At 71.7% G+C, this 10,349-nt stretch carries 8 protein-coding genes and 1 pseudogene; all 9 read left to right on the forward strand.

What is annotated here, in order from left to right; genetic code table 11:
- Window positions 1-14: 14 nt before the first annotated feature.
- The 9 genes and pseudogenes from J7I94_RS05645 (at window position 15) to J7I94_RS05685 (ending at window position 10,285) form a co-directional block, all read left to right on the forward strand.
- The gene (locus tag J7I94_RS05645) at window positions 15-950 is read left to right on the forward strand and encodes a carbohydrate ABC transporter permease (protein ID WP_215165593.1); all 936 of its coding nucleotides are present in this window, start codon (window positions 15-17) and stop codon (window positions 948-950) included.
- Window positions 947-1,846, forward strand: a complete 900-nt coding sequence (locus J7I94_RS05650; RefSeq protein WP_215165595.1) for a carbohydrate ABC transporter permease — start codon at window positions 947-949, stop codon at window positions 1,844-1,846. Before J7I94_RS05645 ends, J7I94_RS05650 begins: the two co-directional genes overlap by 4 nt.
- A gap of 94 nt (window positions 1,847-1,940) precedes the next feature.
- Window positions 1,941-3,086, forward strand: a complete 1,146-nt coding sequence (locus tag J7I94_RS05655) for a Gfo/Idh/MocA family protein (RefSeq protein ID WP_215165597.1) — start codon at window positions 1,941-1,943, stop codon at window positions 3,084-3,086.
- Entirely contained in the window at window positions 3,083-3,928 is an 846-nt protein-coding gene (locus tag J7I94_RS05660; RefSeq protein ID WP_215165599.1) for a PmoA family protein, read from the forward strand. Before J7I94_RS05655 ends, J7I94_RS05660 begins: the two co-directional genes overlap by 4 nt.
- Window positions 3,925-5,454, forward strand: coding sequence for a glycoside hydrolase 43 family protein (locus J7I94_RS05665; RefSeq protein ID WP_215165601.1), 1,530 nt, complete (start codon window positions 3,925-3,927; stop codon window positions 5,452-5,454). Before J7I94_RS05660 ends, J7I94_RS05665 begins: the two co-directional genes overlap by 4 nt.
- A gap of 72 nt (window positions 5,455-5,526) precedes the next feature.
- Window positions 5,527-6,567 (forward strand): annotated as a pseudogene (locus J7I94_RS05670) (polysaccharide lyase family 1 protein); the annotation flags it as partial.
- Between the two features lie 98 nt (window positions 6,568-6,665).
- Complete coding sequence (locus J7I94_RS05675; protein ID WP_215165603.1) at window positions 6,666-8,024, forward strand: sugar ABC transporter substrate-binding protein; 1,359 nt, start codon at window positions 6,666-6,668, stop codon at window positions 8,022-8,024.
- A gap of 115 nt (window positions 8,025-8,139) precedes the next feature.
- Entirely contained in the window at window positions 8,140-8,931 is a 792-nt protein-coding gene (locus tag J7I94_RS05680; protein ID WP_215165604.1) for a rhamnogalacturonan acetylesterase, read from the forward strand.
- Window positions 8,932-8,959: 28 nt separating this feature from the next.
- Window positions 8,960-10,285, forward strand: a complete 1,326-nt coding sequence (locus tag J7I94_RS05685) for a polysaccharide lyase family 1 protein (RefSeq protein ID WP_215165605.1) — start codon at window positions 8,960-8,962, stop codon at window positions 10,283-10,285.
- Window positions 10,286-10,349 lie beyond the last annotated feature (64 nt).

Genomic DNA, 10,349 nt, shown 5'->3' on the forward strand with positions numbered 1-10,349 from the left:
AACGGAGAACAGTCATGGCCCAAGCCGCAGCCGTGGCGAAACCGCCCGCGCCACCGAGGCGGCGCCGTGCCTCCGCCACGCCGCGCAGGCTCCCGTACCTGCTGATCGCCCCGGCGGGTCTGCTGATGCTGGGCTTCATCGCCTACCCGGTCATCAGCGTCTTCTACTACAGCCTGCAGGAGTACAACCCCACCAAGCCGTGGCGGAACGGCTACGCGGGCTTCGACAACTTCACCAAGATCTTCACCGACGACCCGGTCTTCTGGGACACCCTGGTCTTCAGCGCCAAGTGGGTCTTCGTCGAGGTCGGCCTGCAACTGCTCTTCGGACTCGCGCTCGCCCTGATCGTCAACCAGACCTTCGTGGGCCGGGGGCTGGGCCGCGCCCTGGTCTTCTCCCCGTGGGCCGTCTCCGGCGTGCTGACCTCCGCGATCTGGGTGCTGCTCTACAACTCCCAGACCGGCATCACCCGTTACCTCGCCGACATGGGCATCGGCTCCTACGGCACGAGCTGGCTGTCGGACACCTCCACCGTGTTCCCGGCGGCGGTCGTCGCCGACCTGTGGCGCGGGGTGCCCTTCTTCGCGATCCTCATCCTCGCCGACCTCCAGTCCGTCTCGAAGGACCTGTACGAGGCCGCCGAGGTCGACGGGGCCGGCCGGATCAAGCAGTTCTGGCACATCACCCTGCCGCACCTGAAGGACGCGATCATCCTCTCCACGCTGCTGCGCGCGGTGTGGGAGTTCAACAACGTCGACCTGCTCTACACCCTGACCGGCGGCGGTCCGGCCGGCGAGACCACGACCCTCCCGCTCTACATCGCCAACACCTCCGTCGACGCCCATGACTTCGGCTACGCGTCGGCGCTGACCACGGTCGCGTTCGTGATCCTGCTCTTCTGCTCGATCGTCTACCTGCGGCTGAGCAAGTTCGGAGGCGAGAACAAGTGATCACCAAGGAGGCCACCACGGCCGCCCCCGCCGCCGAGCGGGCCGCCCCCGCCCCGCCGCGCCCGGCGAAGAAGGAGGGCCCCGCCTGGGACCAGATCCCCCGCTGGCAGATCTACCTCCCGCTCGGGATCTACCTCGTCTTCACCCTCATCCCGTTCTACTGGATCCTGCTCTTCTCCCTGCGCCCGGCCGGCTCCACCTCGCTGGTGCCCTGGCCGATGACCTTCGACCACTTCGAGAAGGTCTGGACGGAGCGCAACTTCGGCACCTACTTCGGCAACAGCGTCCTGGTCGGCGTCGCCACCCTGGTGATGACCACGGTCGTCGCCCTGGCCGGCGGCTACGCCCTCGCCCGGTTCGACTTCAGGATCAAGCGGGGCTTCATGCTCGCCCTGCTCTGCTCCCAGTTCGTGCCCGGCGCGCTGCTCCTCGTGCCGCTCTTCGAGATCTTCGCCGAACTCCAGATGATCAACTCCCTCGGCAGCGTCATCATCGCCGAGACGGTCTTCCAGCTGCCGCTGTCGATGATCCTGATCAGCAACTTCATCAAGAACGTGCCGTACTCCCTGGAGGAGGCGGCCTGGGTCGACGGCTGCGGGCGGATGCGGGCCTTCCGGATCGTCGTCCTGCCGCTGCTGCGGCCCGGTCTGATCGCGGTGGGTTCCTTCGCCTTCGTGCACTCCTGGAACCACTTCCTGTTCGCCCTGATGTTCCTCAACAACCAGGACAAGCAGACCATCCCGGTCGGCCTCAACTCCCTGATGAGCGCGGACAGCGTCGACCTCGGCGCGCTCGCCGCCGGCGGCATCATCGCGGCCGTCCCGGTCGTCATCGTCTTCGCCTTCATCCAGAAGTGGCTGATCACGGGCTTCAGCGCCGGGGCGGTGAAGGGCTGATGAGACGGGGACCGGCCGACCCGCGCACCATCCACCACACCTACGGCTTCGCCGGCGAGCGTGACCTGACCGCCGGCACCGCGGGGAGGGTCTCATGAGCGCACCCCTGCCCGTCGTCCTCGCCGGCGCCCGCGGGCACGGCCGCTGGCATCTCGCCAACCTCCGCCGCCTGGAGCGGGCGGGCCGCGTCCGGCTGGCCGGCCTCTGCGAGCTGACCCCCCTGACGGAGGGAGAGTACGGCGGTGAACTCCCCGCCCAGTCCGCCGACTTCGGTGCCCTCCTCGACACCACCGGCGCCCGGGTCGCCGTCGTCTGCACGCCGATCCCCACCCACACCGACCTCGCGCTGACCGCCGCCCGCCGGGGCGTGCACCTGCTCCTGGAGAAGCCCCCGGCACCGTCGTTCGCGGAGTTCCGCCGGATGGCCGACGGGGTCGCCGAGGCGGGCGTCGCCTGCCAGATCGGGTTCCAGTCGCTGGGCTCGCACGCGGTGCCCGCCGTCCGGGAGCTGATCGCCGACGGCGCGGTCGGCGAGGTCACCGGCATCGGCGGGGCCGGCGCCTGGGTGCGCGACGAGGCGTACTTCCGGCGTTCGCCCTGGGCCGGACGGCGCCGCATGGACGACGGCACCGACGTGGTCGACGGGGCGCTGACCAACCCCCTCGCGCACGCCGTCGCCACCGCCCTGACCCTCGGCGGCGCCACCCGCGACCAGGACGTCGCCGCCGTCGAGACCGAACTGCACCGCGCCAACGACATCGAGGCCGACGACACCTCCTGCGTCCGCGTCACCGCCCCGACGGGCCTGCGGATCACCGTCGCCGCCACCCTGTGCGCCGAACGCGCCGCCGAACCGTACGTCCTGGTGCACGGCACCCGCGGCCGGATCACCTTCTGGTACAAGCAGGACCGCGTCCTGATCCAGCGCGCCGGCCACGGCCCCGAGGAGCACGAGCACGGCCGCACCGACCTGCTGGAGAACCTCCTCGACCACCTGGCGGACGGCACCGATCTGCTGGTCACCCCCGACGGCACCGGCGCCTTCATGCGGGTCGTCGAGGCGATCCGCCGGGCCCCCGACCCCCGACCGCTGCCCGAGACGGCCTGGCACCGGATCGCCGCCGAGGCCCGCCGGGTGGTCCCCGGCGTCGACGCCCTGGTCGAGTCCGCCGCCGGCACCCTCTCCCTCTACTCCGAACTCGGCGCCCCCTGGGCCGCCAAGGAGGTGACCGCCCGATGACCGGCACCGACGCCCCGGTCCTGCGCGTCGCCGGCCGCCCCGTCGCCCGGTACGTCACCCGGCCCGAGCTGCCCGCCCGCCTCTCCCCACGCCCCTACCTGCACCCCGTCACCACCCTGGCCGGCACGCCGGTCACCGAGTCCGCGCCCGCCGACCACGCCCACCACCTCGGCGTCGGTGTCGCCGTTCCCGACGTCGAGGGGCACAACTTCTGGGGCGGGCGCACCTTCGTCCGCGACCGGGGCCCGACCGAGCTGGACAACCACGGCGCCCAGCGGCACACCGCCTTCCCGCTGTGCGACTCCGACGGGTTCGTCCAGGAGCTGTCCTGGGTCGCCGCCGGCACCGAGCTGCTGCGCGAGCGCCGTACGGTGGCCGCCACCGCGCTCACCGACCGGGCCTGGGCCCTGGACCTCACCTTCTCGCTCACCAACATCACCTCCGGCCCGCTCACCCTCGGCAGCCCCGCCACCAACGGCCGCCCCGGCGCGGCCTACGGCGGCTTCTTCTGGCGGGCCCGCAAGGAGGACGCGGCGCCGGACGTCCTCACCCCGGACGCCGAGGGCGAGGCCGCCGCGCACGGCCGCCGCGCCGACTGGCTCGCCCTGGTCGGCGCCGGCTGGTCGCTGGTGTTCGCCGGGGCCACCGAACGGACCCGCGAGGACCCCTGGTTCGTGCGCACCGAGGAGTATCCCGGCGTCGGCTCCTCGCTCGCCCACGCCACCCGGCTGGCGGTCGCCCCGGGCGACACGGCCGTTCGCCGGATCGTCACCGTCGTCGCCGACGGCCGCCTCGACGCCGACGGCGCCGCGGCCCTCGTACGGAAGGCGGTCAGCCCGTGAGCAGCAGCAGTACGTACCGCAACCCCGTCCTGAACGCCGACTGGTCCGACCCGGACGTCGTGCGCGTCGGCGACGACTTCTACCTGACCGCCTCCAGCTTCGGCCGCGCCCCCGGCCTGCCGCTGCTGCACTCCCGGAACCTGGTCGACTGGACCCTGCTCGGCCACGCGCTCGACCGGCTGGAACCGGCGGAGACCTTCGCCGCGCCCCGGCACGACTGCGGCGTCTGGGCCCCGTCCATCCGGCACCACGACGACCGCCTCTGGATCTTCTGGGGCGACCCCGACCAGGGGATCTTCCAGGTCAACGCCCCCGACGCCCAGGGCCCGTGGACCCGCCCGCACCTGGTCAAGGCGGGCAAGGGCCTGATCGACCCCTGCCCGCTGTGGGACGAGGAGACCGGCGAGGCGTACCTCGTGCACGCCTGGGCCCGGTCCCGCTCCGGTATCAAGAACCGCCTCACCGGCCACCGCATGCGCCCCGACGGCACCGGCCTGCTCGACGACGGCAAGGTGATCGTCGACGCCGACCGCATCCCCGGCTGGTTCACCCTGGAGGGCCCCAAGCTCTACCGGCACGACGGCTGGTTCTGGATCCTCGCGCCCGCCGGGTCGGTGGAGACCGGCTGGCAGGGCGCCTTCCGCTCCCGCGACTTCTTCGGACCGTACGAGGAACGGATCGTCCTGGAGCAGAAGGACACCGACGTCAACGGCCCCCACCAGGGCGGCTGGGTGCGCACGGCGGCCGGGGAGGACTGGTTCCTGCACTTCCAGCAGCGGGGGGCGTACGGGAGGGTGGTGCACCTCCAGCCGATGCGCTGGGACCCGGACGGCTGGCCGGTGCTGGGCGACGACGGCGCGCCCGTCACCGAGCACCGGCGGCCCGCGCTGCCGCCCTCGGCGGGAACACCCGCCACCGACGACGACTTCCCCGGCGGACGGTTCGGCCCCCAGTGGTCCTGGACCGCCAACCCCCGAGGCGGCTGGACCGTCCCGCACACCGGGGACGGACTGCGGCTGGCCTGCGTCCGCTCGGCCGACGCGCACGACCCGCGCAGGCTGCCGAACGTGCTCACCCAGCGGCTGCCCGGCACCCCGTGCGCGGTCGAGGTGGAACTGCGCCTCGACAGCGACGAACCGGGCGCGCGGGCCGGGCTCGTGGTGCTCGGGGACGCGTTCAGCTGGATCGGGCTCCAGCGGGGCGCGGACGGGGCGGTGCACCTGGTGCACCGGTTCGGCGAGACGGTCGCGGAGGCGGAACGGGACGCGGCGCACGCGCGGCTCGCCCCCGGGGGCCGGGCCCGGCTGCGGATCGAGATCGGCCCGCACGCGCGCTGCCGCTTCCACGCCGACACCGGGGACGGCTTCCGCCCCTCGGGGCAGGTCTTCGCCGCCACTCCCTGGCGCTGGGTCGGCGCCCTGCTCGGCCTGTTCGCCGTCGCACCCACCGGAGAGCAGGCCGCACCCACCGGAGAGCCGGCCGCGGGCACGGCCGACTCCACCGGGTTCCGGATCACCGCCTTGTAACTCCGTACCCCCGTACCCCCGTACCCCCGTACCTCCGTACCTCCTACCTCCGTACGCCTGTGGGGAGCCGCAATGACGCACTTCCGTAGCAAGCGCTTGCCAGGCGGTGGCAGAACACTGGCCGCCGTCCTCGGCCTGGTGGCCGCCCTGACCCTCGGGACGCTCGGGGAGGCCCGGGCCGCCGCGGCTGCCCCGCCGGGGACCGACCGCTTCTCCGACCGGCCGCACGGCTTCGCCTCCCTGGCCGGCGGCACCACGGGCGGCGCGGGCGGCGAGGTCGTCACCGTCACCGACCAGGCCGCGCTGGCCAAGTACGCGGCGGCCGAGGAGCCGTACGTCATCCGGGTGGCGGGCTCGATCGCCGTGGAGCCGTTCGGCTCGGACATCACGGTCGCCTCCGACAAGACGATCGTCGGCGTCGGCACGAGCGGCGAGATCGTCCACGGCGAGCTGCACCTGAACCCCGGCACGCACAACGTCGTCATCCGCAACCTGACGATCCGTGACTCCTACGTCGAGGGCGACTGGGACGGCAAGACCACCGACTTCGACGCGATCCAGATGGACTCCGTCCACCACGTCTGGATCGACCACAACCACTTCACGCACATGGGCGACGGACTGCTCGACATCCGCAAGGACAGCCGGTACGTCACCGTCTCCTACAACCGCTTCACCGACCACAACAAGGCGATGGGCATCGGCTGGACGGAGAACACGCGGACCGAGATCACCATCGACCACAACTGGTTCGCCGGCACCAAGCAGCGCAACCCGTCCGCCGACAACTGCGCCTACGCGCACCTCTACAACAACTACCTGTCGGCCCAGGTGGCCGACGGCGACCCCGTCTGGACCTACGGGAACTGGGCGCGGGGCGCCACCCGGATGGTCATCGAGAACAGCTACTACGACGGTGTCCAGCACCCCTACCAGGCGGACGCCACCGCCGAACTGGTGCAGCGCGGCTCGGTGACCGAGAACACCACCGGCCGGCACGACACCTGGGGCGACGCCTTCGAGCCGGGCGACTTCTACACCTACCGGCTCGACCCGGCGGCGGCCGTCCCGGCACTGGTCGAGCGCTTCTCCGGTCCGCAGCGGCGGATCGGGGTCCACTGACTCCCCCCACGCGTTCAGCACGTCCGTACGTCCAGCACTCCGCTCCACTCCGCTTCATCCAGCCTGATCCAGAAGAAGAGAGCCGACTCATGAAGATCAGCATGCGCAGCAGCACCGGCAGGCGCCGGACACCGGCCGTCGTCGCCCTGGGGGCCGTACTCGCGCTGACCGCCACCGCCTGCGGGGACGACGGCAGCGGCACGGGCGGCAGCGAGGGGGCCGAGGGCAGCGGCAAGGGGGAGATCGTCTTCTGGGACAACAACGGCGGTGTCCGCACCGACATCTGGAAGGAGATCATCGCCGACTTCGAGAAGGCCAACCCGGACATCGACGTCGAGTACGTCGGCATCGCCTCCACCGAGTACCAGTCGAAGGTCGACACGTCCATCCAGGGCGGCGGGCTGCCCGACGTCGGCGGGGTCGGCGCGGCCATGCTCGCCGGGTTCGCCGCGCAGAACGCGCTGGAGCCGCTGGACGACCGGCTCGCGGACTCCTCCCTGAACGGCAAGCTCAACGAGGACATGGTCGAGTCGCTGAAGGCGGCCGGCGGCGGCGACGGCACGCTGTACTCGGTGCCGACCTCCGCCAACAACGGTGTGCTGTACTACCGCACCGACCTGTTCGAGAAGGCGGGACTGGAGGAGCCCTCGTCCTGGGACGCCTTCTTCGAGGCCGCCGACAAGCTCACCGACGCCGGCGACAACGAGTTCGGGTACACCATCCGCGGCGGCGCCGGTTCCGTCGCCCAGGCCCTCGACGCGATGTACGGGCAGTCCGGGATCACCTCCTTCTGGGACGCCGCCGGGGAGAAGACCACCGTCAACGACCCGAAGAACGTGGCGGCGCTGGAGAAGTACGCCGCGCTCTACAAGAAGGTCACGCCGGCCGCCGACCTCAACAACGACTTCACCAAGATGGTCGCCCAGTGGGACTCGGGCACGATCGGCATGCTCAACCACAACCTGGGCTCCTACCAGGACCATGTGAAGGCGTTCGGCGAGGACAAGTTCCGCGGCATCCCGCAGCCGGTCGGACCCGGCGGCAAGCGGGTGCAGGTCTCCAACCCGGTCGACGGGCTCGGCGTGTTCAAGAGCTCCAAGAACAAGGAGGCGGCCTGGAAGTTCATCGAGTACGCCGTCTCGCACGAGGCGAACTCGAAGTTCAACGAGTCGGCGGGCCAGGTGCCGGCCAACACCGACGCGGCGAAGGACGGGTGGGTCTCGGAGTCGGAGCCGACGAAGCTGGCCGCCCAGGCGCTGTCGGACGGTTCGACGACGATCGTGCAGCTGCCGTACTACCTGCCGGACTGGAACACGATCTCCAAGGCCGACAACGAGCCGAACTTCCAGAAGGTGCTGCTCGGCAAGATGAGCGCGAAGGACTTCCTGGACACGGTGGCCGACCAGCTCAACGAGGCGCAGGCCGAGTGGAACGAGCAGAAGGGGTAGCACCGGCTTTCACCGTCGGACGGTCCGTGGTGCGCGGGGTGCGGGCCGTCCGCGGTCGCTCGCGCACCCCGCGCCCCCGGGCGGCTCGCCGCTCACCCCTCTGGAAGGAACCGGAGTGTCAGTCAGCCGAAGACAAGTCACCTCGGCCGCCCTCGCCGCCGTCCCCCTGGCCCTCGCCGCCACGGGCACCGCGCAGGCCGGCGGCCGTCGTCCCCGCACCCTCCACATCGCCGGGGACTCCACCGCCGCGCAGAAGTACGCCGACGCCGCGCCCGAGACCGGGTGGGGGATGGCCGCCCCCTTCTTCCTGCGCGCGGACCTCGCCGTCGCCAACCACGCCGTCAACGGGCGCAGTTCCAAGAGCTTCGTGGACGAGGGACGGCTCGACGCCGTGTTCTCGGTGGTCCGGCCCGGCGACTTCCTGCTGATCCAGTTCGCGCACAACGACGAGAAGAGCGAGGACCCCACCCGCTGGACCGAGCCCTGGACGACGTACCAGGAGTATCTGCGGCTGTACGTCGACGGGGCTCGGGCGCGGGGTGTCCGGCCGGTGCTCGCCACCCCCGTCGAGCGGCGCCGGTTCGACGCGGCGGGGACCGCGCTGCCGAGCCACGGGGAGTACCCGGCGGCCATGCGGGCGCTCGCCGCCGAGGAGGGCGTGGCGCTGCTGGACGTCCAGGCGCTGTCGCTGGCGCTGTGGCAGCGGCTCGGCGTGGAGAGGACCAAGACGTACTTCAACTGGACCGCCACCGAGCAGGACAACACCCACTTCAACCCGCCCGGCGCGATCGAGGTGGCCCGGCTCGTGGTGCGGGAACTGCTGCGCACCCGGGTGCTGGGACACCGTGACGCGCGCCGCCTGGACGCGGAGATCCCCGCGTCCTGGATCAGCTGGCCCGAAGCCTGACACGACGTATCCGAGGAGAGCCGCACACATGCAGACACAGAGATGGCATGGGCACGTCATAGGAAAGGGTGCCGCGCTGGCCGGCTGCACCGCCCTGGTGGTGGGCCTGACCGCCGCCGGCGCCGAGGCCCGCCCCCAGCACCGGGGCCCCGCCCGGCAGACGCTGTCCGCCAACGACGGCTGGGCCGCGTACGGCACCGGGACGACCGGGGGCGCCGCCGCCGACGCGGAGCACGTGTACACCGTGACGACCTGGGCCGAGTTCAAGGCGGCCCTGGCGGCGGACGGGACCGCGCCCCGCATCATCAAGGTCAAGGGCACCATCGACGCCGTAGCCGAGGGCTGCGACGCGTTCGCCGTGCCCGGCTACGACTTCGACGCCTACCTGGCCGCGTACGACCCGGCGACCTGGGGCTACGACACCGACCTGAGCGCCGAACCCGACGACAGCCCCGAGGGACTGCGGCGGGCCTCCGCGGCTCAGCAGAGCCAGGCCATCAAGGCGAGCGTCCCGGCGAACACCACCATCATCGGCGTCGGCCGGAACGCCGGGATCAAGGGCGCCAGCCTCCAGATCAAGGGCGTGGACAACGTCATCGTCCGCAACCTGACCTTCGAGAGCCCCGTCGACTGCTTCCCGCAGTGGGACCCGACGGACGGCGACACCGGCAACTGGAACAGCGAGTACGACAGCACGGTGGTGTACGGCTCCACCCATGTCTGGCTGGACCACAACACGTTCACCGACGGCGAGCACCCCGACAGCGCGGCCCCGACCTACTTCGGCATGCTGTACCAGCAGCACGACGGGCAGCTCGACATCGTGCGCGGCGCCGACTACGTCACCGCCTCCTGGAACGTCTTCACCGACCACGACAAGACGATCCTGATCGGCAACAGCGACAGCGAGTCCACGGCCGCCGGCGACCGCGGGCACCTGAAGGCGACCTTCCACCACAACCTGTTCAAGGACCTCGTCGAACGCGCGCCCCGGGTCCGCTTCGGCCAGGTCGACGTCTACGACAACCACTTCGTGGCGAACGAGGACTACGCCTACAGCTTCGGCGTCGGCAAGGAGTCCGCGCTGGTCGCCGAGTACAACGCGTTCACGCTGCCGGACGGGATCAGCGCCGCCAAGGTGCTGAAGAAGTGGAGCGAGGCGCCGGTCACCGCCGCCCACAACCGGGTCAACGGCAAGCCGGTGGACCTGATCGCCGTGCACAACGCGGAGATCCCGGCCGAGACCCTCACCTCCGGCGCGGGCTGGACGCCGCAGCTGCGGACGAAGGTGGACCCGGCCAAGGCCGTCCCCGCCCTCGTCGACCGCGGCGCGGGCGCCGGCCGCCTGCGCTGACCCCGCGCGGAACCAGGGCCGGGGCGCCCCCGCGCCGCCCCGGCCCACCGGAGGTCCCCCACCG

This window comes from Streptomyces sp. ISL-12 (assembly GCF_018614415.1).
In the GTDB taxonomy this organism is placed as follows: domain Bacteria; phylum Actinomycetota; class Actinomycetes; order Streptomycetales; family Streptomycetaceae; genus Streptomyces.